This window comes from Pseudomonas sp. lyk4-R2A-10 (assembly GCF_030209075.1).
GTDB lineage: Bacteria > Pseudomonadota > Gammaproteobacteria > Pseudomonadales > Pseudomonadaceae > Aquipseudomonas > Aquipseudomonas glycinae.
The window spans coordinates 237,128-262,603 of sequence record NZ_JARVSR010000001.1 but is presented as its reverse complement, the minus strand read 5'-3'; the positions used below and the strand labels follow the sequence as shown (position 1 = coordinate 262,603).

Genomic DNA, 25,476 nt, shown 5'->3' with positions numbered 1-25,476 from the left:
ACCTCAAGAAATCAAAACGAAACGCCACCCTCACCGACCAGCTTCTCCAGCGCCCAGATCAGGACGAAGTCGATCAGCACGATCAGCACGGCAAACGAGAACACGGTAGGGTCGAGCGATGACACGGTGCGGCTGTACATCCAGATCGGCACGGTCATGACGTCGATGGTGTAGAGAAAATAGGTCACGGTGAATTCGTTGAACGAGACGATGAACGCCAGCAGCATCCCCGCCAGAATCCCCGATTTCATCAGCGGCACCACCACGTCGACAATGGCCCGCAGCGGCGAAGCGCCGAGCATCTGCGCAGCCTCTTCGACTTCGCTGCCGATCGAAAGCATCGCAGCCGTGCAGTTCTTCACCACGAACGGCAGCGCCAGAATCACGTGGGCGATCACCAGCCGCGAGGTGGTCATGTGGAACGGCAGGCTGTCGAACACCAGCAGCAAGGCCAGCCCCAGCACCACCATCGGGAACACCAGCGGTAGCGACATCAATTGCAGCGCCACGCCCTTGCCACGGAACTCGCAGCGGGTCAGCGCGTAGGCGGCCGGCACCGCGATCAGCGTGGCGAAAATCATCGTCAGGCACGACACCAGCAAACTGGTGCCCATGGCCTGGCCGAGGCTCAGCACATCGCTGGCATCCGGCGAGACGAAGGTGTGCCACGCCGCCTTGTACCACTGCAGGCTGTAGCTGCTCGGCGGGAAGTCGAGGTTCGACGCGCCGCTGAACGACATCACGATCATGGTCAGGATCGGCAACACGGCCAGGAACAAAATGATCCCGGACAGGATGCCGGCGAACTTGCCGGTGTCGCCCGGCAACAGCGACTGACGCTTCTTGATCAGGGCACTCATTGCGAAGCCTCCAGCAGACGGCGACGGCGGCCGGTGATGTATTCGGACAAGGTCATGATGGCGAGCGTAGTGACGATCAGCACCACCCCGGCGGCGGACGCGGCAGGCCAGTTCATCAGCGGGGCGATCTGGTCATGCACCATCACCGCGAGCATCGGCACGCGCCGACCGCCGAGCAACAGCGGCACCACGAAGCTGCTGGCGTTGTAAGCGAACACCAGGGTCGCGCCGGTGATGATGCCTGGCAGACTCATCGGCAACACCACTTGGCGGAACACCTGAAAACGACTGGCGCCGAGGGTCGCGGCAGCTTCTTCGTAGCTGCGGGCGACACCGCGCATGGCGCTGGCAATCGGCAACACGGCGAGCGGAAACGCGGTCTGCACCAGGCCCATCAGCACGCCGTTCTGGTTGTACAGCAACATGATCGGGCGCTTGATCAGACCGAGGCCCATCAGGGTCTGGTTGAGCATGCCGCCGGGACCGAGGATCACCAGCCAGCCATAGCTTTGCAGCAGCAGGTTGACCAGCAGCGGCAACAACACCGCCGCCAGAAAAATTCGCCGCACGAATGGCGAGGTCAGGCGCGACATGGTGTACGCCACCGGGATCGCCAGCACCACCGCGACCACCGCGCTGATCAGCGCCAGACGCAAGGTCAGCAGCAACGATTTGAGGTAGTAGGGTTCAAGCAACTGCGCGTAACTGGCCAGGCTGAAACCGGACCACTCCGCGCCCTTGGTGCCGACGCTCATGCGCAGCACCAGCAGGCTGGCGGCAATCAGCACGCCGAGAAACAGCATCGACGGCGTGAGGAAAAACCACGCCCGCGCCGTCGGCGAAACACCGCGCGCCGGGCGCACGTCACCCGCGCCGACCGGTTGGGTCAGGGATTGATGTTCCATAGCAATGATCTCGTCAATGGAAAACGAATCTCCCGGGCACCCCGATCATGCGGTGCCCCGGAAGGTCGGCGTCAGGAAGAAAAGATTTCCGTGTAGCGACGAATCCACTGGTCATGCACGGTCGCCAGGAAGGCGTTGTCGTGCATGATCGCCTTCTCCGCGATCTGCTCCGGCGTGAGGATGAACGGGCTCTTGCGTGCTTCGGCGGAGATGATCGCCTTGGCGTTGACCGGACCGTTGAAGATGTCTTCGGCCATCTTGCCCTGCACCAGCGGGTCGAGGGAGTGATCGATGAAGGCGTAGGCCAGGTCGGTGTCGCCCGGACGGTTCTTCGGCATCACCGAGAGCATCAGGTCGGTGTAGAAACCTTCTTTCATGCCGAACGTGGCGCCCAGGCCATAGTTCGGGTCGCGGATCTGCTTGGGGAAAAACGCCGGGGCGTAGAGGCCGCCCATGTCCAGGGAGCCGGTGCGGAACAGCTCGGCGATCTGGTTGGGGTTTTCGCCCAGGGTCACCACGCGGTCTTTCAGCTCCGCGAGTTTCTTGAAGCCCGGCTCGATGTTGTGCTCGTCACCACCGGCCAGTTTGGCGGCAATGATGATCAGGTCCATCGCCTCGGTCCAGTTCGGCGGTGGCAGGAAAATGTTCGGTGCCAGATCGGCGTCCCACAGCGCGGCGTAACTGTCCGGCGCTTCCTTCTGAGTGCGGGTGCTGTAGACCAGACTGTTGCACCACAACAGGTAACCGATGCCGTGACCGTTGGCCCCGGTGCGGTATTTTTCCGGGACATCGATCAGGTTGGGAATGCGGTTGAGGTCGGGTTTTTCCAGCAGCCCGGCAGCGGCCAGACCTTCGGCGCCAACGCCAGCCAGAGTGATGATGTCGTACTGCGGACGATCACCGCCGGCCTTGAGTTTGGCGACCATTTCCGAGGTGCTGCCAGTGCGGTCGGCAATCACTTTGGCGCCAGTCTTGGCTTCGAACGTTGCCGCGATATTGCGCAGTGCGGCCAGGCCCGTGTCATCGGACCAGGTCAACAGGCGCAGGGTCTTGCCGGCAAAACGGGTGTCGCTGGCACTGGCCCGGATGAAGGGCATGCTCATGGCCGCCGCAGCCACCGAGGCCACGCCGACGGTTTTGATGAATTGACGCCTGTTCAGATCGTGCTCGCCCATTTAGGACTCCCATTATTTTTGTAAGTATGAGATTGACCGCAACCCTTGCCGTGCGTGATCGGAACCGCCCAACCCCCCGATTTCAAAGGGCTTGAACGTGATCAGCGGGTTCATCCTGAGGTCGTGCAAAACACCTGACTATCGATAAAAACTCATTGAAGCCATGACGCCGGCGCATGCCTCGTTGCGAGGCATGCGCTGACCTTTTTCGGGCATTCAGAGCGCGCGGATCACGTGCTTGATTTCCTGAAATGCCGCCAGACCCCACGGCCCCAATTCGCGGCCGATGCTGCTCTGTTTGTAGCCGCCCCACGCCGTCTGCGGGAAGATCACCTGAGGCGCGTTGAGCCACACCAACCCCGCCTGCAAGGCGTTGGCGACCCGATCCGCGGTCTCGGCATTGCGCGTGACCACGCTGGCGACCAGCCCGAACTGACTGTCGTTGGCCAGGGCAATCGCCTCGGCTTCCGTAGCAAAACTGCGCACGCAGATCACCGGGCCGAAAATCTCTTCACACCACAGCGCACTGTCGAGGGGCACTTCGGTGAAGATTGTCGGCTGCAAGAAATAGCCGCGCGGCAGATCGGCAGGACGGTTGCCGCCACAGATCAGCTTGGCCCCGGCACTGAGGCCACGGTCAATGTGGCCGAGTACGCGTTGGTACTGCGCCTGATTGACCAGCGCGCCCATCTCGACTTCAGGATCGAACGGATCGGCCACACGGATTTTTTCCGCGCGGGCCTTCAGACGAATCAGGAATTCATCGGCCAGTTCATCGGCGACCAGTACCCGGCTGGTGGCCGAGCACATCTGCCCGGCGTTGAAGAAACCACCACCGCAGGCCAGCTCCACCGCCAGATCCAGGTCGGCATCTTCCAGAATCAGCAGCGAGGATTTGCCGCCCAGTTCCAGGCTCACGCCCTTCACGGTTTCAGCGGCGCGCTGCATCACCTGCACACCGACGGCGTTGCTGCCGGTGAAGGAAACCTTGGCGATGCGCGGGTCCGCCGACAGCGGCGCACCGACCGCCAGACCGGTGCCACACACCAGGTTGAACACGCCTTTGGGCAGACCGGATTCGGCGATGATGGTCGCCAGTTCCAGCTCCGGCAGCGGCGTGACTTCAGACGGTTTGAGCACCACGCAGCAACCGGCGGCGAGAGCTGGCGCGAGTTTCCACGCGGTGGTGACCATCGGGAAATTCCACGGCACGATCAGCCCGACCACACCGCACGGCTCGCGGCGCAGACGTGCGCTGAAATCGTCGCTGGGCAGCGGCACGTTGCTGTCGAGTTTGGCGTCGAGGCCTTCGGCGAGTTCGGCGTAGTACTCGAACGTGGCGATCACGTCGTCGACATCGATGCCCGCCTCGAACTGCGGTTTGCCGTTGTTGCTCGACTGCAAGTTCATCAAATGTTCGCGGCCGTTGCGCACGCCATTGGCGATGTTGCGCAGGATCGCGCCGCGCTCGGCACCGGTGGTTTTCGACCAGCCCTTGAAGGCTTCGGTCGCCGCCGTTACCGCTTGATTGACGGCGCGTTCGTCACCGCCGTTGACCGTGGTCAACAGCGCTTCGGTGGCCGGATTGATGACGCGCAGGTGTTCGCGGCCGGCGGACCATTGGCCGTTGATGTACAGGCCGTCGAGTGTGGTCGGGAAATTCATCATTGGGCCACCGCCTTCATCCATTGGGTCTGGTCGATTTCAATCAGGGTCGGGCCCTGACGATCGGTGGCGGCGCGCAGTGCACCGCGCAGATGTTCAGCGGAGCTGATCGCTTGCGCCGCGCAACCCAGGGCCTTGGCCACGCCGATGAAGTCCGGGGTGTAGATGTCAACACCCACCGGCTCGATGGCACGGTTGACCATGTATTTCTTGATCTCTTCGTAACCCTGGTTATTCCACAGCAGGATGATCACCGGGGTGCGCGCTTCCACGGCGCTGGCCAGTTCCGGCAGGGTGAATTGCAGACCGCCGTCGCCGATCAGGCACACCACTGGCGGACGCGCGCCATGTTCCAGAGAGCCGCCGAGCCATGCGCCAATCGCCGCCGGCAAGGCGTAACCGAGGGTGCCGTAACCGGTGGACGAGTTGAACCAGCGGCGCGGACGCTCCGGGTTGAACGTCAGGTTGCCGGTGTACACCGGTTGCGTGGAGTCGCCGACGAACACTGCGTTCGGCAATTCGTGCAGCACGGTTTCGAGGAACCGGGTCTGGGCCAGGGTCGGCGCGTCCCAGGTCGCGGCCAGGTCTTCACGCAGACGGGCGGCGCGTACCTGGCCCCAATCGTTGCGGCGCTCGGCCAGCGGTTTGTGCGACAGCGCGCTGAGCAACGCTTGTGCGGCATTGCGCGAGTCGGCCACCAGCGCCACGTGAGGCGGGTAGTTGCGCACGGTCTGGTCGGGATCGATGTCCACACGCAGCAGCTTGCCGGGGATTTCGAAACCGCCGGCGAAGGTCACGTCGTAGTCGGTTTCCGCCAGCTCGGTGCCGATCGCCAGGATCACGTCGGCATCGGCCACCAGAGCACGGGTCGCCACCAGGCTCTGAGTCGAACCGATCAACAGCGGATGGCTGGACGGCAGCATGCCTTTGGCGTTGATGGTCAGAGCCATTGGTGCATCAAGCAGCTCAGCCAGTTCGGTGAGTTCGGCAGCGGCATCGATGGCACCGCCACCGGCGAGGATCAGCGGACGCCGGGCGCCGGCCAGCAGTTCGGTCATGCGGCTCACGGCGGCCGGCGCAGCACCGGCGCGGTCGATGTGGACCGGCACGCTGGTCAGCAGTTCGTCGGCTTCTTCGACCAGCACGTCCAGCGGGATTTCGATGTGCACCGGACGCGGACGCCCGGCCTGGAACAGCGCAAACGCACGGGCCAGCACACCCGGCAATTCGGACGCCGACATCAGGGTGTGGGAGAACGCCGCCACGCCGCCGACCAGTGCGCTCTGGTTCGGCAGTTCATGCAGCTTGCCGCGACCGCCGCCCAATTGGCTGCGCGACTGCACGCTGGAGATCACCAGCATCGGGATCGAATCGGCGTACGCCTGGCCCATGGCGGTGGTGATGTTGGTCATGCCCGGGCCGGTGATGATGAAGCACACACCCGGTTTGCCGCTGGTGCGGGCGTAGCCGTCGGCCATGAAGCCGGCGCCCTGTTCATGGCGCGGCGTGACGTGGTTGATGCTCGAACGGGCCAGCCCGCGATACAGCTCCACGGTATGCACCCCGGGAATGCCGAACACCTGCTCGACCCCATAATCTTCGAGTAACTTGACCAGTACTTCGCCACACGTCGCCATGTCTTTGCCCTTCTTGTTCGTTGAGGCACCGGGCTGTAAAGGAACCGGTGATTGGCCTCATTGAAACGGGCGACCCGTAGCCGCAACAATCGATAAAAGCTCATACTAGCCATGTCCTCACGTCATACCTTGGATCCACATGAAACGACTGCCTCCCCTGCCCGCTCTGCATACGTTTCTGATCACCGCGCAGTGCTGCAACTTCACCCGGGCCGCCGAGCAGTTGCACATCACCCAGGGCGCGGTGAGCCGGCAGATCGCCGGGCTTGAGGAACATCTGGGTTATGAGCTGTTCATTCGCCTGGCCCGGGGTTTGGAGCTGACGGCCGAAGGTCGCGAATGGCTGCCACGGGTGCAGCAGGTGTTCAGCCTGATCGGCGACTCGGTGGAGCAGATCGGCGCCAAACGCGAAACCCTGCAACTCAAGGCGCCGAGCTGCGTGATGCGCTGGTTGTTGCCACGCCTGCTGCAATGGCAGCGCGAGCGCCCGGACGTGCCGGTGAAACTCACCGCGTCGTTGCAACACGGGGTGGACTTTCATCGCGAGCAGTTCGACGCGGCGGTGATCTACGGCAGCGCGCCCCACGATTCGCCTGCGACCCTGCATCTGTTCGATGAACAACTGACGCCGGTCTGTTCGCCGACACTGCTCAACGGATGGCCGGCCCTGCATACACCGGCAGATCTGCAACAGCATCTGCTGCTGCACCCGACTCATACGGATGACGACTGGACGCTCTGGCTCAAAGCCGCCGAACTGCACTTGAGCAATATCGCCAGCGGTCAGCATTTCGAGACGCTGGATCAGGCGATGTCGATGGCGTCCCACGGGACGGGGGTGGCGATCGGCGACTGGTCACTGATCGGCGACGACTTGAACGCCGGGCGACTGGTGATGCCGTTCGATCTGAAGGTGAAGACGGGATTGGGCTATTACATCGTGGCGCCGGCGTCGGAGCCGTCGGCGAAATTGCAGGAATTGATGGGGTGGTTGGTGGAGCAGGCTCATACGCGTTGAGCCCGGCCTCACCTGATGATCGTTCCCACGCTCCGCGTGGGAATGCAGCCCGGGGCGCTCCGCGTCCCATGCCGAAGCGGACGCGGAGCGTCCAATTAGGCATTCCCACGCGGAGCGTGGGAACGATCAATACGGTCAGTAACCGACGGTAAACCGCTGACGCGAATGCTTCGGCGTTTCCACTTCGTCGATCATCGCAATCGCGTAATCGGCAAAGGTGATCGAGCTCTGACCTTCGGCACTCACCAGCAAGTCATCCTTGCCCACGCGGAATTTACCGGTGCGCTCGCCTTCGACAAACAGCGCCGACGGCGACAGGAACGTCCAGTCCAGTTCCTTCTCCTGACGCAAGGCCTCAAGAAACGCCGCGCCAGCGCTGGCCTCTGCCTTGTACTCGGCCGGGAAGCCAGCGCTGTCGATCACGCGGGTGCCGTCCGGCAGCAACAGCGAGCCGGCACCGCCGACCACCAGCAGACGTTTCACCCCGGCCTGTTTCACCGGACCGATCAGCGCGCTGGCAGGCACCGTGGCGAAATGCGCAGCGCTGATGACCACATCGTGACCGGCGACGGCGTCTTGCAGCGCGGCTGCATTCAGCACGTCGACATTCTTACTGACCACACCGGCGCGGGCGCCGATCTTCGAGGTATCCCGGGCGATGGCGGTGACGCTGTGGCCACGACGCAGGGCTTCTTCCAGCAGTTGGCTGCCGGCACGGCCGGTGGCACCAATGATTGCGATCTTGCTCATGACATTCTCCAGTTGGCTTGAGAGTGCTGCGTTTTTCAGAATCGGGTTACCACTTCATCTCGCCCTTGGCGACTTTCGCGCTGAGCTCCAGCGAGCTTTCTTCGCCCAGTGTCGGGTAGCGTTTTTTCATCGCGGCGATCAGCGCGGCAGAGTCCTTGGCCTTGGCCGTTTCGGCATCGAATGCCTTGATGTAGTCGGCAGTGAATTTCACCGCTGCCAGCGAACGGGCGCTGTCACCCAGGTAGTGACCCGGCACCACGGTTTTCGGTTTCAGGGTTTCGATCGAGTGCAGGGTTTGCAGCCAGTCGGCGTGGGATTGCGCGGTCTGGGTGTCGGCCATCCACACGTGAATGTTCTCGGCGACAACCACACCACCGACCACGGCTTTCAACGAAGGAATCCACACGAAGCTACGATTCGGTTGCTTGCCGTCCAGGCCGACCACCTGCAGTTTCTGCCCTTCAAGCATGAGGGTGTCGCCTTTGAGCACGCCCGGCACGATGGTTTTGGCCGGCACGTCGGCGCCCATTTTCGGACCCCAGAAAGCCAGTTTGCCGTCGACGGTTTGCTTGATGTGATCAACGGTCGGCTGCGAGGCCAGCACCTTGGCATTCGGGAAGGCCTTGGTCAGGGTGTCGAGACCGAAGTAGTAATCCGGGTCACCGTGGCTGATGTAGATGGTGGTCAGTTGCTTGCCGCTGGCGCGGATCTTTTCCACCACTTGCTCGGCCTGGGACTTGCCGAACTGGGCGTCCACCAGAATCGCGTCTTTCTCGCCGCTGACCAGCACCGAAGTCACCGGGAAGATCGCATGGGTGCCTGGGTTGTAGACATCGAGGGTCAGATTCGCGGCCGCTGCGTGGGCAGCAAAGCCGAGGGTGGCGGTGGCCAGTAAAACGCGCTTGAGGGTGGTGAAGCCGATCATGGGTTGCTCCGCTGTTCGTATGCCGTGCTTGGCGATGGGGACAAAGCTTAGTTGCCAGACTCGTTACAAAAAATGCGATGCTTGGACATAGTTTGTTTCTGAAAGCGGGCAAATCATGGATCGTCTCCAAGCAATGCGGGTATTCGTCACGGTAGTGGATCTGGGCAGCCAGTCGGCGGCGGCCGATCACCTGGACCTGTCACGGCCGGTGGTGTCGCGCTATCTGGCGGAACTGGAAGACTGGGTCGGCGCGCGCCTGATGCACCGCACCACGCGCAAGTTGAGCCTGACCGCCGCCGGCAACGAAATCCTGCCGCGCTGCCGGCAGATGCTGGAACTGTCCGGCGACATGCAGGCCGCTGTCAGCGAACCTGCCGATGCCCCGCGAGGATTGCTGCGAATCAGCGTCAGCACCTCGTTCGGTCAGGCGCAACTGGCCGATGCCATGGCGGCGTTTGTCAAAGCCTATCCGGGGGTGAACATCGACCTGCAAATGCTCGATCGCACCGTGAACCTGGTGGACGAGCGCATCGACCTGGCGATCCGCACCAGCAACGACCTCGACCCCAACCTGATCGCCCGGCGCCTGACGGTGTGCCGCTCGGTAGTCTGCGCCGCACCTGCCTATCTGCAGGAGCATCCGCAGCCGCAGCGGGTTGAAGATCTGAGCCGGCACAACTGCCTGACCCATTCCTATTTCGGCAAAAGCCTGTGGCATTTCGAGGAGGATGGCGAACCGGTCTCGGTGCCGGTGCAGGGCAACATCAGCGCCAACGAGGCCAGCACCCTGCTGCGCGCGACCCTGGCCGGCGCCGGCGTGGCGATGCTGCCGACCTATCTGGCCGGGGCACATATTCACAGCGGCGAACTGGTGCGCCTGCTGCCCCACGCCGAGCCCCGGCAGATGAGCATCTATGCCGTGTATGCCTCGCGCAAGCACATGCCGGCGGCGTTGCGCTGCATGCTGGACTTTCTGGTGCAGCGTTTTCCCGAAAACCCGCAGTGGGATATCGGACTGTAAAGCCGTTCACAGAGCCGCTGGCAACTCCACGGCGCTGACCTATGCTGAAAGTAGTACCCAAGGGTATTCGTTCAGAGGTCAACGCCATGAACACCAGAACAAGAAGATACCTCGCGATTTTCATCACCTGCGCGGCCACGCTGGCGCTGTACGGCACCGCGGCGTGGCGCGTGGAGCAGTTGCGGCAACTGCCCCGTGAGTACGCGAGCTGCAACTTCGAGCGCTGCATCCCTCACAACGCCACCCTCAACGCCCTGCGGTAACACAGGACGTCAGGCGTCGTCGTTCTGCTCGGCCTTCAAGCGGTCGCGGAACGCCTTTGGCGAGATCCCCACCCGACGCCGGAACAGGCGCGTGAAGTTGGTCGGATCGGAAAACCCCAACACCTCGGACATCTCGTAAATCGTCATGCTGGTGTAAGTCAGCAGACGCTTGGCTTCCAGCAATTGACGCTCGTGCATGATCTGCAACGCCGGCTGCCCCGCCAGTTCACGGCAGGTGCCGTTGAGGTGCGAGACGGAAATCCCCAGGCGATGGGCCAGGTCTTCGACCTTGACGTGCTGGCGGTAGGTCTCTTCCACCAGCTGAATGAATCCGTTGAGGTATTCGCGCTGGCGTTGCGGCCGTTGCGTGGCGTTGTGACGGCGGATCGCCTGACGGCTGACCCAGACCATGATCACGCTGACCAGCGAATGCATGAGCATTTCCCGCGCCGGTTGATGGCCGTTGTACTCGGCCTGCAACGCGGCAAACAGACTGTTGAGGTACTCCGCGTCCTTGCCCGCCGGATAACTCTCGGCCTGGGCCAGGGCCTGCACCGCGCTGCCCAGTTGCGCCTGCAAATGGTTGATCAATGGTGTAGCGAGGGTGACGACGAATCCTTCGACGTCCTCGGAAAAACGGAATCCATGCACCGATAACGGCGGCAGGATCTGGATCGCGGCTTCGTTCAGTTGCGTGCGTTGGCCTTCGATTTCAAGCTCTGCCTGACCTTTGAATACGAAGAGCAACTGGCACAAATCGGCGTGGCGGTGGGGTTTGATTTCCCAATGGTGTTCGCGGCTGCGTTTGGAAATGGTTTCACAGTGCAGCAAGTCAGGGGTCGGCCAGTCCAGGCTTTCACCGTAGAGCTTGAACACCGGAATCGAAGGCAGGTCAGGCTTGTTCATCACTTCAATCCAGGCCTCGAGGTTTGCGGGCGATAATCGCACCGATTGGCAGAATGTACAGGTATCGGCTCAGTTTTCACCTTCAATTGACAGACCCGCAAGGGAAAAATGCAAGCACTCGAATCCTGAAAATCATTCACCGGCGTTTGTCGCGTGAAGCTTGCGAGTCATAAAAACAATGAAAACGCTCAAAACCCAAGTCGCCATCATCGGCGCCGGTCCGTCCGGATTATTGCTCGGCCAACTGCTGCACAACGCCGGCATCGACACCCTGATTCTGGAGCGTCAGACACCTGACTATGTGCTCGGCCGAATCCGCGCCGGCGTGCTTGAACAGGGCATGGTAGAGCTGTTGCGCGAAGCTGGCGTGGGTCAGCGGATGGACGCCGAAGGTTTGGTGCACGGTGGATTCGAACTGGCCCTCGACGGGCGCCGGATCCACATTGATCTGGAAGCTCTGACCGATGGAAAAACCGTGGTGGTCTACGGCCAGACCGAGGTCACCCGCGACCTGATGGCCGCTCGTCGGGAGACCGGTGGGCAGACAATTTACGAAGCCCGCCATGTCGTTCCCTGTGACGTGAAAAGCGACGAAGCTTATGTGACCTTCGAAAAGGACGGCGAAACCTGGCGCGTCGATTGCGACTACATCGCCGGTTGCGACGGTTTCCACGGCGTGGCCCGGCAGTCGATTCCCGAGGACTGCCTGAAAGTCTTCGAACGGGTTTATCCGTTCGGCTGGCTGGGGATTCTCGCCGACACGCCGCCGATTCACGATGAACTGGTCTACGCCCGCCACGAGCGCGGCTTCGCCCTGTGCAGCATGCGGTCGGCGACTCGCACCCGTTATTACCTGCAAGTGCCGGCCGAAGAAAACGTCGACGACTGGTCGGATCAGCGTTTCTGGGATGAACTGCGCAATCGTCTGCCGGAGGATCTGGCGCATAAGCTGGTAACCGGTCCGTCGATTGAAAAGAGCATCGCGCCGCTGCGCAGTTTTGTGGTCGAACCGATGCAGTACGGACGGATGTTTCTGGTGGGCGACGCGGCGCATATCGTTCCGCCGACCGGGGCCAAGGGTTTGAACCTGGCAGCCAGCGACGTCAGCACGTTATTCAGGATTCTGCTGAAGGTCTACCGCGAAGGTCGCACTGAGTTGCTGGAGAAATACTCGCAGATCTGCCTGCGCCGGGTGTGGAAAGCCGAGCGGTTTTCATGGTGGATGACTTCGATGCTGCACCGCTTCGACGAGCACGATGATTTCAGTCAGCGGATCTGTGCTTCGGAACTGGACTACTTTGTCAGCTCGGAGGCCGGCCAAAAAACCATTGCAGAAAATTACGTCGGGCTTCCTTATGAGGCTATCGAATAGCTTCCTACCGACTTACACTGGCGAGCATCCCCGCTCGCCTGGCGATCTGCGGGACCCTCACTGCCCGCAGGTTTTGCCCGTGACCAATCTCAACCATCCCGAAACGCCCAAACCGGCCATTCGCAGCGTGCTGGTCGCGCTGATGATGGCGATCTTTCTCGGCGCGCTGGACCAGACCATCGTCGCCGTTTCCATGCCGGCCATCTCCGCCCAGTTCAAGGACGTCAGCCTGTTGGCATGGGTGATTTCCGGCTACATGGTGGCGATGACCGTGGCGGTGCCGATCTACGGCAAGCTCGGTGACCTGTACGGGCGGCGCAAACTGATGCTGTTCGGCATGGGCCTGTTCACCCTCGCCTCGCTGTTCTGCGGCATGGCCCAGAGCATGGAGCAACTGGTGCTGGCGCGGATTTTCCAGGGCATCGGCGCCGGCGGGATGATTTCGGTGAGCCAGGCGATCATCGGCGACATCGTGCCACCTCGCGAACGCGGGCGTTATCAGGGCTATTTCTCCAGCATGTACGCGGTGGCCAGTGTGGCCGGCCCGGTGCTCGGCGGTTACATGACCGAGTACCTGTCGTGGCGCTGGGTGTTTCTGATCAACCTGCCGCTGGGCCTTGGCGCTTACTGGGTGGCGCGACGCAATCTGATCGGCCTGCCGATTCCGCAGCGCAAACCAGTCATCGATTATCTCGGCACGCTGTTGATGATCATCGGCCTGACGGCACTGTTGCTGGCGATCACTCAGGTCGGCCAGGGCCATGCGTGGCGCAGCAGTGAAGTGCTCGGTCTGTTCGCTTGCGCGATGGCAGTGTTGGCGGTGTTCGTCTGGCATGAGCGACGTGCTCGGGAGCCGTTGCTGCCGATGCACTTGTTCACCAATCGCAGCGCGCTGCTGTGCTGGTGCACGATTTTCTTTTGCAGCTTCCAGGCGATTTCCCTGATCGTGCTGATGCCGCTGCGCTTTCAGAGCGTGACTGGCGCGGGGGCCGACAGCGCGGCATTGCACTTGCTGCCGTTGGCGATGGGTTTGCCGATCGGCGCGTATTTCGCCGGACGTCGTACTTCGATCACCGGGCGCTACAAACCGCAGATTCTGACCGGCGCGCTGCTGATGCCGGTCTCGATCCTCGGCATGGCCTTCAGCCCGCCCGATGCGACGCTGCTCAGCAGCCTGTTCATGTTGCTCAGCGGGATCGCCGGCGGCATGCAGTTCCCGACCTCGCTGGTCGGCACCCAAAACTCGGTCGAGCAAAAGGACATTGGCGTCGCCACCAGCACCACCAACCTGTTCCGCTCCCTGGGCGGCGCGGTGGGCGTAGCGTTGATGTCGGCGCTGTTGCTGGCGTTGTTGCAGGACTCCAGTTTCGCGCACCTGGCCGGCAGCTCGCTGATGAGCGAAGGGCATTCCGGCAACGTGTTGCTCGATGGCCTGAACGCGGCACCCGGCGATGCGCAGAATGCCTTGCGTGCCGAATTGCTGGTGACGTTCCGGCATTTGCTGATGGTCAGCGCGGCGGTTTCGCTGCTTGGGCTGGCGGCGGCGATCGCGATGCCGAACCGGTTGCTGCGGGGCCGTGAGCACGGCGCCCGCTGATTGATGCCGATGGCTCCCACGCGCTGCGTGGGAGCGCTCACGAATCAGGCACTGTAGTAACCGACCGCCACCAGCATGTTCCCGACCTTCTTCAGGTAGGCATGCTTGTCCTCGACCTTGCCGGTCACCGGGTTTTTCCAGCGGTACTCGTACTCGCCCTCATCCTGTTTGCCAATCAGCGCCAGAATCGGTTCGCCCACCGGTTTGCCTTCCGGGTCATCGACCTTGGCGAAATCGGTGTTGATCAACCGCAGATTGGTGCCGTGGGCGACGTAGCGCTTGTTGTCGAGATTGACCACGAACACATACAGGTCATCCTGCAAGTATCCGCCCTTGAGCGAGTTGATCGCGGACAGCGTGCCCTTCTCGTCTTTGGCCAGGTCGGTGGCCGCTTTGTCGAGCAACGCTTTCGCCTGTTCCGCCGACGCACGCGGCAAGTAATAACCTACCGCCAGAATCCGCTGACCGATGCGTTGATAGTAAACGTGCTTGCGCTCGACCTTGCCGTCGGACCAGTTCTGCCAGCGGTATTCGGCCTGCTGGATGCCGTTGCCTTCCGGCACTTTCAAGGCGTCCTTGAAGGACTTCTGCAAGTCCGGCCCGAGCACTTCGCTGACGTCGCGCCCGATCAATGCCGACGACGGCCCGCCGCTGGCGAGCATCACGCCCTTGGTGTCGACCACGAACACGTAACGGTCCTTGTCGACGAATTCGCCCTGGCGGCTGAACGCCGCGAACGCCTTGTCGCCGTTGTCGTGGTAATAGGCCAGAGCCTTTTCCAGCAAGGCGATGGCGGCCTTGCTGTCGTCTTTTTCCGTAATGGCCGCGTTGGCCTGACCGAAACTCAACAGCAGCACCGCGCCGAGCCAGGCCAGCTTGTGCACAAACCCCATGACGCATCCCTCGTTCTTGTTGGTGTTTCAAGAGCGTAGACGGCCTGAAGGCATGTATGGATATTCAGATGGCTTCTGAATGTTGCTGTGGCGAGGGTGTTGATTCCCTCGCCACACGAGAGGCTTACGGACGGGCGTTGAGTTGCTGCTGCAGGTTCTGGATCTGCGCTTGCAGGGTGTTGATGTTGCGGGTCATCTGCCCACGAAACGCGTCGAATTCGGCGGTGTTGGTGCCACCCTGGGCAGCGGCCGGACGGTTGTCCTGTTCGCTCTTGAGTACAACGATTTCCTGTTCCAGACGATCAATCGCGGCGCTCGGGTTGCCTTGTTTCTTCAGGGCCGTGATGTCCGCGCCGAGACTCTTGAACTGCGCATCGAACCCCTTCACCTGTGCATCGAAGCTCTTGAGCTGGGCGTCGACCTTGCTGGTGTCGGCCGGCGTGCTTTTCAGCGTTGCCAGCTCGGCGCTCAGGGCTTTGACCTGGGCTTGCAACTGAGTGTTGGCGCTCTGCTGTTCGCTGGCCTGGGCGGTCATCTGCGCCAGACGCTTGTCCAGATCCGTCGCCTGCCCGGCCACGCCCTGCTGCTGTTTGCTCTGATCCTGAAGGGCGCTTTGCAGCTGTTTGATCTGCAGCTTCAGGGCTTCGCTGTCGGTGGTGACATTGGTCTGGCTGGCCACGACCTTGCCGGAAATGTCCTGCAAACGCCCCGCCGCTTCCTCACTGATGCGCGCGAAACTTTCCTGGGTCGCCACCAGTTGCTGCTCCATCAGTGAAATCTGCTGGAAGCTCCACCAGGCCAGACCAATGAATGCGAAGAACAATGCACCGACCAATGCCCACAACGGCCCGGTGCTGGCGGCCTTGACCTTGACCGCCGGCGGCGTGCGCGAATGCACGGTGGTCCGGGCGGTGGCTGGAAAATCGTCGTCATCGAGAGTATCGGCGCGCAGGCTCGGTACATCGTCGAAATCGTCGTGGGCATCGTTACGCATGGACATTGAGGCAACCTTTGTGAAACGCAGTGATGGCAGATTGGGGGCGAAGTATAAACCTCTCAGCCGCAAGGATTGACCCTCAAGCGGCAGGGCGGTTCATTGCCGGCCGGCCGATTCGTTTCAACGAATGTCCTGGGCTTTCCACCAACTGCAGAACTCATCGAGAGCTGTCCACAGACTGACTTTCGGATCGTAGTCCAGATAATGCCGGGCGCGACTGATGTCGAGGGTGAAATTTTTGTTCATCACCTGCATGCCCAGGCGCGACAGAGTCGGCTCGGGACGCCCGGGCCAGAGCTTGCACACACCTTCGTTGAGCGCCGCCACGCTGTAGGCCAGACCGTAGGAACGGTACTTGGTGACCTGTGGGACTTCCATCTTGCGCATCACGTAATTGACCACATCCCACAGCGGAACCGGAGCGCCGTTGCTGATGTTGTAGGCCTTGCCCAACGCGGAGGCATCGGCCAGCAGGCTGCTGAGCAATGCTTCGTTGAGGTTGTGCACGCTGGTGAAATCGACCTTGTTCAGGCCGTTGCCGATAATTGCCAGACGACCTTTGCGCTGCATGTTCAGCAAGCGCGGGAAGATGCTCATGTCGCCGGCGCCGGTGACGAAACGCGGGCGCAGAGCGAGGGTTTCGAGGCCGAATTCCTGGGCGCCGAAGACCTTTTGCTCGGCCAGGTATTTGGTCGCGGCATAGTGATGCTTGAAGCGCTTGGGCACTTGCTCTTCGGTCAGGCCGAGGTGGTCGCGACCGTCAAAGTAGATCGAGGGCGACGACAGATGCACCAGCCGCCGAACCCGTTGTTTCAGGCAGGCCTCGACCACGTTTTCGGTGACTTGCACGTTGCCCTGATGGAAGTCCTGATAACGGCCCCACAAGCCGACCGCGCCGGCGCAATGCACCACGGCTTCGACATCGCTGCATAGCGCACGCACCAGATCCGGATCGCTCAGATCGCCTTGAACGAACTCGGCACCGCGACGTACCAGATGCTCGACACCCTCGGCCCGGCGACCGTTGACCCGCACCTCCAGGCCCTGCTCCAGGGCGAAACGCGCAAAGCGTCCGCCAATGAAGCCGCTTGCGCCGGTGACCAGAATTTTCATGTAGAGCTCCGCTGTCTTTCGTTTTGCCTGATTCGTGAGTCTTGACGCTGGCCGTCAGTCCAACGGCACCAGCCATTGCGCCGACGAGCGCACCAATTGCTCGGTCAACAGCCCGAGCAACTGACCGCCATTGCGCCAATGATGCCAGTACAAGGGCACATCGATCGGTTTATCTGGCAACAGTTCGCGCAGTACGCCGCGCTCCAGTTGCTCGCGCACCTGTAATTCCGGCACCAGTCCCCAGCCGAGCCCGGCTTCGGTCAGGCGAATAAAACCTTCGGACGACGGGCACAGGTGATGTTCGAAACCGCCATCGACGCCGAGGGACGCGAGGTATCGATGCTGGAGAAAATCGTCCGGGCCGAAGACCAATGCGGGGGTGCGCGGCAATTGTTCGGCCCGCACGCCGTCGGGAAAATGCCGCTTGATGAACGCCGGGCTGGCCAGCGCCCGATAGCGCATCGCTCCGAGCAGCACGCTGCGTGCACCCGCTACCGGCCGTTCGCTGGCGCACAGGCAACCGGCCACTTCACCGGCGCGCATGCGCTTGAGGCCGACGGTCTGGTCTTCGACGATCAGATCGAGCAACAGATGTTGTTCGGCGCAGAAATCACCCACCGCTTCGGCCCACCAGGTGGCGAGGCTGTCGGCATTCAGGGCGATGCGCAGGCGTTCCGGCAGGCCCTCTTCGTCCAGCGCCGGCACCAGCGTCTGCAAATCCCGCTCAAGCAGACGCACCTGCTGCACATGGTTGAGCAGGCGCCGGCCGATTTCGGTCGGCGACGGCGGTGTGCCGCGCACCAAAACCGGCTGGCCGACCCGTGCTTCCAGCAGTTTGATCCGCTGGGATATCGCCGATTGCGAAAGGCCCAGCACCTGCGCCGCCCGTTCGAAGCCGGCCTGCTCGACCACGGCGGCCAGAGCGGAAAGCAATTTGTAGTCGAACATCAGTTTTCCTAATGAGCGATCAGCACTATTGGTTTTTCTTATACAGCGTCAACCGGGAGAATAGCCAGCAAGCACTCTTTATCAAGGACTCCCACAATGGCTGGCGAAACCTCGTTGACCACCCTGCTGCGCAGCATGAGCCCGCAGCTCAATGCCGGCGAATACGTGTTCTGCACCTTGTCCGACGGCGAGTTGCCGAGCGGCCTGGAAGTCGTCGGCAGTTTCCGTGAACAGGAAGGCCTGACGGTGATCCTGGAACGTTCCCACGCCGAACGCGCCGGTTTCAGCTTCGACTATGTCGCAGCGTGGATCACCTTGAACGTGCATTCGGCGCTGGAAGCCGTTGGTCTGACCGCCGCATTCGCCACCGCACTGGGCAAGGCCGGGATCAGCTGCAATGTGATTGCCGGCTACTACCACGATCATTTGTTCGTCGGTCAGGCCGACGCCGAACGAGCCATGCAAGTGCTGCGCGATCTCGCAGCCAACGCGGAGTAACCGTCATGTGGCAAAGCTATACCAACGGTTTGTTGGTGGCGTTCGGGCTGATCATGGCGATCGGCACCCAGAATGCCTTTGTCCTGGCGCAGAGCCTGCGGCGTGAACATCACCTGCCGGTCGCTGCATTGTGCGTCGCCTGCGATGCGCTGCTGGTGGCGGCAGGTGTGTTCGGTCTGGCCACGGTGCTGGCGCAGAACCCGACCTTGCTGGCGGTTGCCCGCTGGGGCGGCGCGGTGTTCCTGATCTGGTACGGCAGCCAGGCGCTGCGCCGGGCCTGTTCGAAACAGAGCCTGCAACAGGGTGAAAACCAGACCGTACGTTCGCTGCGGGCGGTGATGCTCAGCGCTCTGGCGGTGACCCTGCTCAACCCGCACGTCTATCTCGACACCGTTTTGCTGATCGGCTCCCTCGGTGCGCAACAGTCGGTGCCCGGCGCTTATGTGGTCGGCGCGGCGAGTGCTTCACTGCTGTGGTTCTTCACTCTGGCGTTCGGCGCGGCATGGCTCGCGCCGTGGCTGGCACGGCCGAGTACCTGGCGGATTCTGGATCTGTTGGTGGCGGTGATGATGTTCACGGTAGCGGGTCAGCTCATTCTGGCTTCGTGATTATTCCAAACAGCTCTGGAACCTCTATCCCACACAGTTGTTGCGTGGTTAAGCCGCACCCCCGGTGCTATGATCCGAACCCTGCGCCGCAAAGAGTAAAAACTCGCCGGTGCATTTCTGGCCGCCCGTGATCGGCCTTGCGCTCACCGCAACAGACCTGATTAGGAGAATCATCATGGCTTTCGAATTGCCGCCGCTGCCTTACGCACACGATGCCCTGCAGCCGCACATTTCCAAGGAAACCCTGGAATTCCACCACGACAAGCACCACAACACCTATGTCGTGAACCTGAACAACCTGGTGCCAGGCACCGAGTTCGAAGGCAAGACCCTGGAAGAAATCGTCAAGACTTCCTCGGGCGGCATCTTCAACAACGCCGCTCAGGTCTGGAACCACACCTTCTACTGGAACTGCCTGGCGCCAAACGCTGGCGGTCAACCAACCGGCGCACTGGCTGAAGCCATCAACGCGGCTTTCGGTTCGTTCGACAAGTTCAAGGAAGAATTCAGCAAAACCTCGATCGGCACCTTCGGTTCCGGCTGGGGCTGGCTGGTGAAAAAGGCTGACGGCTCCCTGGCTCTGGCCAGCACCATCGGCGCCGGCAACCCGCTGACCAGCGGCGACACCCCGCTGCTGACCTGCGACGTGTGGGAACACGCTTACTACATCGACTACCGTAACCTGCGTCCAAAATACGTCGAGGCGTTCTGGAACCTGGTCAACTGGAAGTTCGTGGCCGAGCAGTTCGAAGGCAAGACCTTCACCGCTTAAGCTGCACGCCAGACAAAAACCCGGCCATTGCCGGGTTTTTTTCTGCCCGCAGAAATCATCTCGGGTGCGTCCCATCACAAACAGGCCTTTTCCCACACGCAAAGCAGCCCTTCTCGCCTTGCTCCCAAGCCACGGCGAACTACCATCAAAAGAGGAAAAATTGTCCGACACCCCTCAAGTTGGAGGCCAAAACTACCGACACAGTACAACCAGGGCAAATACTCCAGACAGCAGCATTTCGGCCAAGGCCACGGACAAATTTTCCGCGGCTCGATTGTCCCTTTGACTGCCAACACGGGATTGCCAATACTCATGGCAACTTGACGCTACCCGCACGGAACAAGGAATAACCCTTTGAAGCTGGAACTCAAGAACAGCTTGTCGGTGAAGTTGCTCCGGGTCGTGCTCCTGTCGGCATTGATCGTCGGTGTGGTCTTGAGCTGCGCGCAGATCGTTTTCGATGCCTATAAAACACGCCAGGCCGTCGCCGGCGATGCCGAACGCATCCTCGACATGTTCCGTGATCCCTCCACCCAGGCGGTCTATAGCCTGGACCGGGAGATGGGCATGCAGGTGATCGAAGGTCTGTTCCAGGACGACGCTGTGCGTCAGGCGTCCATCGGTCATCCCAACGAAGCGATGCTCGCGCAAAAATCCCGTGAGCTGCAGCAATCCAACAGCCGCTGGCTGACCGACCTGATCCTCGGCCAGGAACGCACGTTTACCACCCAACTGGTGGGACGTGGGCCGTATAGCGAATATTACGGCGATCTGAGCATCACCCTCGACACGGCCACCTACGGTCAGGGTTTCATCGTCAGCTCGGTGATCATCTTCATTTCCGGTGTATTGCGCGCCCTGGCCATGGGCCTGGTGCTGTATCTGGTCTATCACTGGCTGCTGACCAAACCGCTGTCGCGGATCATCGAACACCTCACCGAGATCAACCCGGACCGCCCCAGCGAACACAAGATTCCGCAGCTCAAGGGCCACGAGAAAAACGAACTGGGGATCTGGATCAACACCGCCAATCAGTTGCTCGAATCCATCGAACGCAATACCCACCTGCGCCACGAAGCGGAAAACAGCCTGCTGCGCATGGCCCAGTACGATTTCCTCACCGGCCTGCCGAACCGCCAGCAATTACAGCAGCAACTGGACAAGATCCTGGTGGATGCCGGAAAGCTGCAACGCAGGGTCGCCGTGCTTTGCGTAGGTCTGGACGATTTCAAAGGCATCAACGAACAATTCAGCTACCAGACCGGCGATCAGTTATTGCTCGCCCTGGCTGACCGGCTACGCGCCCACAGCGGTCGCCTCGGCGCCCTCGCCCGTCTCGGCGGCGACCAGTTCGCGCTGGTGCAGGCCGATATCGAGCAACCCTACGAAGCGGCGGAACTGGCGCAAAGTATCCTTGATGACCTGGAAGCGCCGTTCGCCCTTGATCATCAAGAAATTCGCCTGCGCGCGACCATCGGCATCACCCTGTTCCCGGAGGACGGCGACAGCACCGAGAAGCTGTTGCAGAAAGCCGAGCAGACCATGACCCTGGCCAAGACCCGATCGCGCAACCGCTATCAGTTCTATATCGCCAGCGTCGACAGCGAGATGCGCCGCCGTCGCGAGCTGGAAAAAGACCTGCGCGACGCTTTGCTGCGCGATCAGTTCTACCTCGTCTATCAGCCGCAGATCAGCTACCGCGATCATCGCGTGGTCGGGGTCGAGGCCCTGATCCGCTGGCAGCATCCGGAACACGGTCTGGTGCCGCCGGACCTGTTCATCCCGCTGGCGGAACAGAACGGCACCATCATCGCCATCGGCGAATGGGTGCTGGATCAGGCCTGCAAGCAACTGCGCGACTGGCACGATCAGGGCTTCGTCGATTTGCGCATGGCGGTCAACCTGTCCACCGTGCAACTGCACCACGCCGAGCTGCCCCGCGTGGTCAACAACCTGTTGCAGATGTACCGCCTGCCACCGCGCAGCCTGGAGCTGGAAGTCACCGAAACCGGCCTGATGGAAGACATCAGCACCGCCGCCCAGCACCTGCTGAGCCTGCGCCGCTCCGGCGCCCTGATCGCCATCGACGACTTCGGCACCGGCTATTCGTCGCTGAGTTATCTCAAGAGTCTGCCGCTGGACAAGATCAAGATCGACAAGAGCTTCGTCCAGGACCTGCTGGATGACGACGATGACGCGACCATCGTTCGCGCCATCATTCAACTGGGCAAGAGCCTGGGCATGCAGGTGATCGCCGAGGGCGTGGAAACCGCCGAACAGGAAACCTACATCATCTCCGAAGGCTGCCACGAAGGTCAGGGCTACCACTACAGCAAACCGCTGCCGGCACGCGAGTTGAGCATTTACCTCAAGCAGGCCCAGCGCAGCAACGCGGCCATTCTCTGAAATCTCCCCTGCGAAGCCCGGCAAACCCCTTGATCCGCCGGGCGTGCTCTACGCTGTTGATCCAGCGCAACCCCCGCGCAAATAGGAAATATTTCCAGCTACAACCCTTTACACATAATGCGAAAGATTTGCATTATGTCGCAGCTTTTGCGCACCCCCGCGCCTGTCCACTCAATTACCGAAGCAGGATGTTCGCCATGATTCGTATGCCTCTGGCTACCGCCAGTCTGCTGGCCATCGCTATTTCCCTCGCCGGTTGCGGCGAAGGTAAAGACAAAGAAAAGGCCGCCGCTCCTGCGCCGACTCCGGCTGCGAGCACCGCTGCACCGGCTGCGCCTGCTGCTGCTGCTGCTGCCGGTAAAGTCGACGAGGCCGCCGGCAAAGCCGTTGTCTCGCACTACGCCGACATGGTCTTCGCCGTTTACAGCGATGCCGAATCCACCGCGAAAACCCTGCAAACCGCCATCGACGCGTTCCTCGCCAAGCCGGACGCCGACACCCTGAAAGCCGCCAAGGCTGCCTGGGTCGCCGCCCGCGTTCCTTACCTGCAGAGCGAAGTGTTCCGCTTCGGCAACACCATCATCGACGACTGGGAAGGTCAAGTGAACGCCTGGCCTCTGGACGAAGGCCTGATCGACTACGTCGACAAGTCCTACGAGCACGCACTGGGCAACCCGGGCGCCACCGCCAACATCATCGCCAACACCGAAGTACAGGTCGGCGAAGACAAGGTCGACGTCAAAGACATCACCCCGGAAAAACTCGCCAGCCTGAACGAGCTGGGCGGTTCCGAAGCCAACGTTGCCACCGGCTACCACGCCATCGAATTCCTGCTCTGGGGCCAGGACCTGAACGGCACCGGCCCTGGCGCCGGCAACCGTCCGGCCTCGGACTACCTGGAAGGCAAAGGCGCCACTGGCGGTCACAACGATCGTCGTCGTGCCTACCTGAAATCCGTGACCCAGCTGCTGGTCAGCGACCTGGAAGAAATGGTCGGTAACTGGAAGCCGAACGTGGCCGACAACTACCGCGCCACCCTGGAAGCCGAACCGGCTGAAAGCGGCCTGCGCAAAATGCTGTTCGGCATGGGCAGCCTGTCCCTGGGCGAGCTGGCCGGCGAGCGCATGAAGGTGTCCCTGGAAGCAAACTCCCCGGAAGACGAACAGGATTGCTTCAGCGACAACACCCACAACTCGCACTTCTACGATGCCAAGGGCATTCGTAACGTTTACCTGGGCGAGTACACCCGCGTCGACGGCACCAAAATGACCGGCGCGAGCCTGTCGTCGCTGGTGGCCAAGGTTGATCCGGCTGCCGACACCGCGCTGAAAGCCGATCTGGCCGCCACCGAAGCCAAGATCCAGGTCATGGTCGATCACGCCAACAAGGGTGAGCACTACGACCAGTTGATCGCGGCCGGCAACACCGCCGGCAACCAGATCGTCCGCGACGCCATCGCTTCGCTGGTCAAGCAGACCGGTTCGATCGAAGCCGCTGCCGGCAAACTGGGCATCAGCGACCTGAACCCGGACAACGCCGATCACGAGTTCTGATCACAGCGTCCGCGTTAATAAAGGCGACCTTCGGGTCGCCTTTTTCGTTCTGGCTGACCTGACGTGCATCAAGCAAACGATAATTCCTCTTATTCAAACCCCCTCGCCCTGTTAGACTTTGCGCCTTTAAATTCGCCCCTCTTGCAGGAAGTCTGATGCCCTCGCTGCCTCTTCGCTTGTCCGCACTGTTTCTGGCCCTGGGCCTGAGTGCCTGCGATGACGCCCCGCGTTTCACCAAGGCCGAGCCGGGTGAGGCCCGTTCCGGCGGCGCGGCGACCGTGCGCAAGAGCGATCAGAACGCGTTTTCCCTGCCGTCGGCCAACCTGCCGCCTTCGCGGCGGGTGGACTTCAGTGTCGGCAACAGTTTCTTTCGCAGCCCGTGGGTGATCGCGCCGTCGACCACCACCGCCCGCGATGGCCTCGGCCCGCTGTTCAACACCAACGCCTGCCAGAACTGCCATATCAAGGACGGCCGCGGCCATCCGCCGACGCCGGATGCGGCCAACGCGGTTTCAATGCTGGTGCGTCTGTCGATTCCCGATGCGCCGGCCTATGCCAAAGTTATCGAACAGGTGGGCGTGGTGCCCGAGCCGGTTTACGGCGGCCAGTTCCAGGACATGGCCGTCCCCGGTGTCGCGCCGGAAGGCAAGGTGCGGGTCGATTACGCGCCGGTGCCGGTGCGCTTCAAGGACGGCACCGAGGTTGAGCTGCGTAAACCGGTCTTGCAGATCACCCAGCTCGGCTACGGCCCGATGCACCCGGACACACGTTTCTCGGCCCGCGTTGCGCCGCCGATGATCGGCCTGGGCCTGCTTGAAGCGATCCCGGAAGAAGCGATCCTCGCCAACGCCGCCGCGCAGGCCAAAGAAAACAACGGCATCAACGGCCGGCCAAACCGGGTCTGGGACGATGAGCAGCAAAAGACCGTCATGGGCCGATTTGGCTGGAAAGCCGGCCAACCGAACCTCAATCAACAAAATGTTCACGCGTTTTCTGGTGATATGGGCCTCACCACCAGCCTGAGACCGTTTGATGACTGCACCGACGCGCAAACCGCCTGCAAACAGGCGCCGAACGGCAATGGCCCGGTCGGCGAACCGGAAGTCAGCGACAACATCCTGCGCCTGGTGCTGTTCTACAGCCGCAACCTCGCCGTTCCCGCCCGCCGTGGCGTCAATGATGCGCAGGTGCTGGCCGGCAAGAATCTGTTTTTCCAGGCGGGTTGCCAGTCCTGCCACACACCGAAATACACCACCGCCGCCAACGCGGCCGAACCTGAACTGGCCAATCAAGTGATTCGCCCGTACAGCGATCTGCTGCTGCACGACATGGGCGAAGGTCTGGCGGACAACCGCACTGAATTCCAGGCTTCCGGCCGCGACTGGCGCACCCCGCCGCTGTGGGGCATCGGCCTGACGCAGACGGTCAGCGGCCACACTCAGTTTCTGCATGACGGCCGCGCCCGCAATCTGCTCGAAGCCGTGCTCTGGCACGGCGGCGAAGCGAAAGCGGCGCAGCAACTGGTTTTGTCTTTCAACGCCGAGCAGCGTGCCGCGCTGCTGGCGTTCTTGAACTCACTTTAAACACTTGAACG

At 61.7% G+C, this 25,476-nt stretch carries 23 protein-coding genes; 11 read left to right on the top strand and 12 right to left on the bottom strand.

Annotation, left to right across the window (positions count from 1 at the left end; genetic code table 11):
• Positions 1-11: 11 nt before the first annotated feature.
• The 5 genes from QRN46_RS01175 to QRN46_RS01155 all read right to left on the bottom strand — a co-directional run bounded on the left by QRN46_RS01175 (position 12) and on the right by QRN46_RS01155 (position 6,242).
• The gene (locus QRN46_RS01175; RefSeq protein ID WP_007960165.1) at positions 12-860 is read right to left on the bottom strand and encodes an ABC transporter permease; all 849 of its coding nucleotides are present in this window, start codon (positions 858-860) and stop codon (positions 12-14) included.
• Entirely contained in the window at positions 857-1,765 is a 909-nt protein-coding gene (locus tag QRN46_RS01170) for an ABC transporter permease (RefSeq protein WP_201816315.1), read from the bottom strand. The genes QRN46_RS01175 and QRN46_RS01170 overlap by 4 nt, the downstream gene beginning before the upstream one ends.
• 71 nt (positions 1,766-1,836) lie before the next feature.
• Positions 1,837-2,940 carry an ABC transporter substrate-binding protein gene (locus QRN46_RS01165; RefSeq protein WP_011335694.1) on the bottom strand — a complete coding sequence of 368 codons (1,104 nt, stop codon included), beginning with the start codon at positions 2,938-2,940 and terminating at the stop codon, positions 1,837-1,839.
• A gap of 216 nt (positions 2,941-3,156) precedes the next feature.
• Entirely contained in the window at positions 3,157-4,605 is a 1,449-nt protein-coding gene (locus QRN46_RS01160; protein ID WP_201816318.1) for an aldehyde dehydrogenase family protein, read from the bottom strand.
• Complete coding sequence (locus QRN46_RS01155) at positions 4,605-6,242, bottom strand: 5-guanidino-2-oxopentanoate decarboxylase (protein ID WP_201816320.1); 1,638 nt, start codon at positions 6,240-6,242, stop codon at positions 4,605-4,607. Before QRN46_RS01155 ends, QRN46_RS01160 begins: the two co-directional genes overlap by 1 nt.
• A gap of 139 nt (positions 6,243-6,381) precedes the next feature.
• Here QRN46_RS01155 and QRN46_RS01150 point away from each other — a divergent pair, with 139 nt between their 5' ends.
• Positions 6,382-7,260: a LysR substrate-binding domain-containing protein gene (locus QRN46_RS01150; RefSeq protein ID WP_201816323.1), complete on the top strand. Its 879-nt coding sequence runs from the start codon at positions 6,382-6,384 to the stop codon at positions 7,258-7,260.
• Between the two features lie 135 nt (positions 7,261-7,395).
• Here QRN46_RS01150 and QRN46_RS01145 read toward each other — a convergent pair whose 3' ends face one another.
• Complete coding sequence (locus tag QRN46_RS01145) at positions 7,396-8,010, bottom strand: NAD(P)-dependent oxidoreductase (RefSeq protein WP_285354186.1); 615 nt, start codon at positions 8,008-8,010, stop codon at positions 7,396-7,398.
• A 46-nt stretch (positions 8,011-8,056) separates the two neighbouring features.
• Entirely contained in the window at positions 8,057-8,935 is an 879-nt protein-coding gene (locus tag QRN46_RS01140) for an MBL fold metallo-hydrolase (protein ID WP_201816325.1), read from the bottom strand.
• A gap of 115 nt (positions 8,936-9,050) precedes the next feature.
• On the opposite strand from QRN46_RS01140, the gene QRN46_RS01135 reads away from it, so the two are divergent.
• Both QRN46_RS01135 and QRN46_RS01130 read left to right on the top strand, forming a co-directional pair.
• A complete protein-coding gene (locus tag QRN46_RS01135; RefSeq protein ID WP_201816327.1) occupies positions 9,051-9,956 on the top strand; it encodes a LysR family transcriptional regulator in 906 nt (301 codons plus the stop codon).
• A gap of 86 nt (positions 9,957-10,042) precedes the next feature.
• On the top strand, positions 10,043-10,219 hold the full coding sequence (locus QRN46_RS01130; protein ID WP_007953274.1) for a hypothetical protein: 177 nt from the start codon (positions 10,043-10,045) through the stop codon (positions 10,217-10,219).
• 9 nt (positions 10,220-10,228) lie between these two features.
• Here QRN46_RS01130 and QRN46_RS01125 read toward each other — a convergent pair whose 3' ends face one another.
• On the bottom strand, positions 10,229-11,125 hold the full coding sequence (locus QRN46_RS01125) for a helix-turn-helix domain-containing protein (protein WP_011335702.1): 897 nt from the start codon (positions 11,123-11,125) through the stop codon (positions 10,229-10,231).
• Between the two features lie 178 nt (positions 11,126-11,303).
• Between QRN46_RS01125 and pobA the strand changes: the two genes are divergently transcribed.
• Together pobA and QRN46_RS01115 are read left to right on the top strand one after the other, a co-directional pair.
• Positions 11,304-12,497: a 4-hydroxybenzoate 3-monooxygenase gene (pobA, locus tag QRN46_RS01120; RefSeq protein ID WP_221615299.1), complete on the top strand. Its 1,194-nt coding sequence runs from the start codon at positions 11,304-11,306 to the stop codon at positions 12,495-12,497.
• A 79-nt stretch (positions 12,498-12,576) separates the two neighbouring features.
• Positions 12,577-14,094, top strand: coding sequence for an MDR family MFS transporter (locus tag QRN46_RS01115; protein ID WP_221615298.1), 1,518 nt, complete (start codon positions 12,577-12,579; stop codon positions 14,092-14,094).
• Positions 14,095-14,138: 44 nt separating this feature from the next.
• On the opposite strand, the gene QRN46_RS01110 is transcribed toward QRN46_RS01115, so the two are convergent.
• From QRN46_RS01110 to QRN46_RS01095, 4 genes are all read right to left on the bottom strand, one after another.
• Positions 14,139-14,987 carry a cache domain-containing protein gene (locus QRN46_RS01110; RefSeq protein ID WP_011335705.1) on the bottom strand — a complete coding sequence of 283 codons (849 nt, stop codon included), beginning with the start codon at positions 14,985-14,987 and terminating at the stop codon, positions 14,139-14,141.
• Between the two features lie 124 nt (positions 14,988-15,111).
• Complete coding sequence (locus QRN46_RS01105) at positions 15,112-15,987, bottom strand: ATPase (RefSeq protein WP_201816331.1); 876 nt, start codon at positions 15,985-15,987, stop codon at positions 15,112-15,114.
• Between the two features lie 117 nt (positions 15,988-16,104).
• A complete protein-coding gene (locus QRN46_RS01100; protein WP_285354185.1) occupies positions 16,105-17,097 on the bottom strand; it encodes an NAD-dependent epimerase/dehydratase family protein in 993 nt (330 codons plus the stop codon).
• 54 nt (positions 17,098-17,151) lie between these two features.
• Positions 17,152-18,045, bottom strand: a complete 894-nt coding sequence (locus tag QRN46_RS01095) for a LysR family transcriptional regulator ArgP (protein WP_011335708.1) — start codon at positions 18,043-18,045, stop codon at positions 17,152-17,154.
• Between the two features lie 96 nt (positions 18,046-18,141).
• Between QRN46_RS01095 and QRN46_RS01090 the strand changes: the two genes are divergently transcribed.
• The 6 genes from QRN46_RS01090 to QRN46_RS01065 all read left to right on the top strand — a co-directional run bounded on the left by QRN46_RS01090 (position 18,142) and on the right by QRN46_RS01065 (position 25,465).
• Positions 18,142-18,543: an ACT domain-containing protein gene (locus QRN46_RS01090; protein ID WP_011335709.1), complete on the top strand. Its 402-nt coding sequence runs from the start codon at positions 18,142-18,144 to the stop codon at positions 18,541-18,543.
• A 5-nt stretch (positions 18,544-18,548) separates the two neighbouring features.
• Positions 18,549-19,151 carry a LysE/ArgO family amino acid transporter gene (locus QRN46_RS01085; RefSeq protein WP_011335710.1) on the top strand — a complete coding sequence of 201 codons (603 nt, stop codon included), beginning with the start codon at positions 18,549-18,551 and terminating at the stop codon, positions 19,149-19,151.
• 175 nt (positions 19,152-19,326) lie between these two features.
• The gene (locus QRN46_RS01080; RefSeq protein ID WP_003227660.1) at positions 19,327-19,923 is read left to right on the top strand and encodes a superoxide dismutase; all 597 of its coding nucleotides are present in this window, start codon (positions 19,327-19,329) and stop codon (positions 19,921-19,923) included.
• Between the two features lie 354 nt (positions 19,924-20,277).
• Entirely contained in the window at positions 20,278-22,329 is a 2,052-nt protein-coding gene (locus tag QRN46_RS01075) for a putative bifunctional diguanylate cyclase/phosphodiesterase (RefSeq protein ID WP_064383811.1), read from the top strand.
• 197 nt (positions 22,330-22,526) lie between these two features.
• Entirely contained in the window at positions 22,527-23,882 is a 1,356-nt protein-coding gene (locus QRN46_RS01070) for an imelysin family protein (RefSeq protein ID WP_201816335.1), read from the top strand.
• 155 nt (positions 23,883-24,037) lie between these two features.
• Positions 24,038-25,465, top strand: a complete 1,428-nt coding sequence (locus tag QRN46_RS01065; RefSeq protein ID WP_285354184.1) for a di-heme oxidoreductase family protein — start codon at positions 24,038-24,040, stop codon at positions 25,463-25,465.
• Positions 25,466-25,476 lie beyond the last annotated feature (11 nt).

Bases quoted from the DNA above. Each gene is read 5' to 3' on its own strand.
- QRN46_RS01095 (WP_011335708.1), bottom strand. From the start codon at position 18,045: ATGTTCGACTACAAATTGCTTTCCGCTCTGGCCGCCGTGGTCGAGCAG.
- QRN46_RS01145 (WP_285354186.1), bottom strand. From the start codon at position 8,010: ATGAGCAAGATCGCAATCATTGGTGCCACCGGCCGTGCCGGCAGCCAA.
- QRN46_RS01155 (WP_201816320.1), bottom strand. From the start codon at position 6,242: ATGGCGACGTGTGGCGAAGTACTGGTCAAGTTACTCGAAGATTATGGG.
- QRN46_RS01100 (WP_285354185.1), bottom strand. From the start codon at position 17,097: ATGAAAATTCTGGTCACCGGCGCAAGCGGCTTCATTGGCGGACGCTTT.
- QRN46_RS01085 (WP_011335710.1), top strand. From the start codon at position 18,549: ATGTGGCAAAGCTATACCAACGGTTTGTTGGTGGCGTTCGGGCTGATC.
- pobA (WP_221615299.1), top strand. From the start codon at position 11,304: ATGAAAACGCTCAAAACCCAAGTCGCCATCATCGGCGCCGGTCCGTCC.
- QRN46_RS01110 (WP_011335705.1), bottom strand. From the start codon at position 14,987: ATGGGGTTTGTGCACAAGCTGGCCTGGCTCGGCGCGGTGCTGCTGTTG.
- QRN46_RS01125 (WP_011335702.1), bottom strand. From the start codon at position 11,125: ATGAACAAGCCTGACCTGCCTTCGATTCCGGTGTTCAAGCTCTACGGT.
- QRN46_RS01065 (WP_285354184.1), top strand. From the start codon at position 24,038: ATGCCCTCGCTGCCTCTTCGCTTGTCCGCACTGTTTCTGGCCCTGGGC.
- QRN46_RS01175 (WP_007960165.1), bottom strand. From the start codon at position 860: ATGAGTGCCCTGATCAAGAAGCGTCAGTCGCTGTTGCCGGGCGACACC.
- QRN46_RS01080 (WP_003227660.1), top strand. From the start codon at position 19,327: ATGGCTTTCGAATTGCCGCCGCTGCCTTACGCACACGATGCCCTGCAG.
- QRN46_RS01090 (WP_011335709.1), top strand. From the start codon at position 18,142: ATGGCTGGCGAAACCTCGTTGACCACCCTGCTGCGCAGCATGAGCCCG.
- QRN46_RS01070 (WP_201816335.1), top strand. From the start codon at position 22,527: ATGATTCGTATGCCTCTGGCTACCGCCAGTCTGCTGGCCATCGCTATT.
- QRN46_RS01105 (WP_201816331.1), bottom strand. From the start codon at position 15,987: ATGTCCATGCGTAACGATGCCCACGACGATTTCGACGATGTACCGAGC.
- QRN46_RS01150 (WP_201816323.1), top strand. From the start codon at position 6,382: ATGAAACGACTGCCTCCCCTGCCCGCTCTGCATACGTTTCTGATCACC.
- QRN46_RS01135 (WP_201816327.1), top strand. From the start codon at position 9,051: ATGGATCGTCTCCAAGCAATGCGGGTATTCGTCACGGTAGTGGATCTG.
- QRN46_RS01130 (WP_007953274.1), top strand. From the start codon at position 10,043: ATGAACACCAGAACAAGAAGATACCTCGCGATTTTCATCACCTGCGCG.
- QRN46_RS01170 (WP_201816315.1), bottom strand. From the start codon at position 1,765: ATGGAACATCAATCCCTGACCCAACCGGTCGGCGCGGGTGACGTGCGC.
- QRN46_RS01165 (WP_011335694.1), bottom strand. From the start codon at position 2,940: ATGGGCGAGCACGATCTGAACAGGCGTCAATTCATCAAAACCGTCGGC.
- QRN46_RS01140 (WP_201816325.1), bottom strand. From the start codon at position 8,935: ATGATCGGCTTCACCACCCTCAAGCGCGTTTTACTGGCCACCGCCACC.
- QRN46_RS01160 (WP_201816318.1), bottom strand. From the start codon at position 4,605: ATGAATTTCCCGACCACACTCGACGGCCTGTACATCAACGGCCAATGG.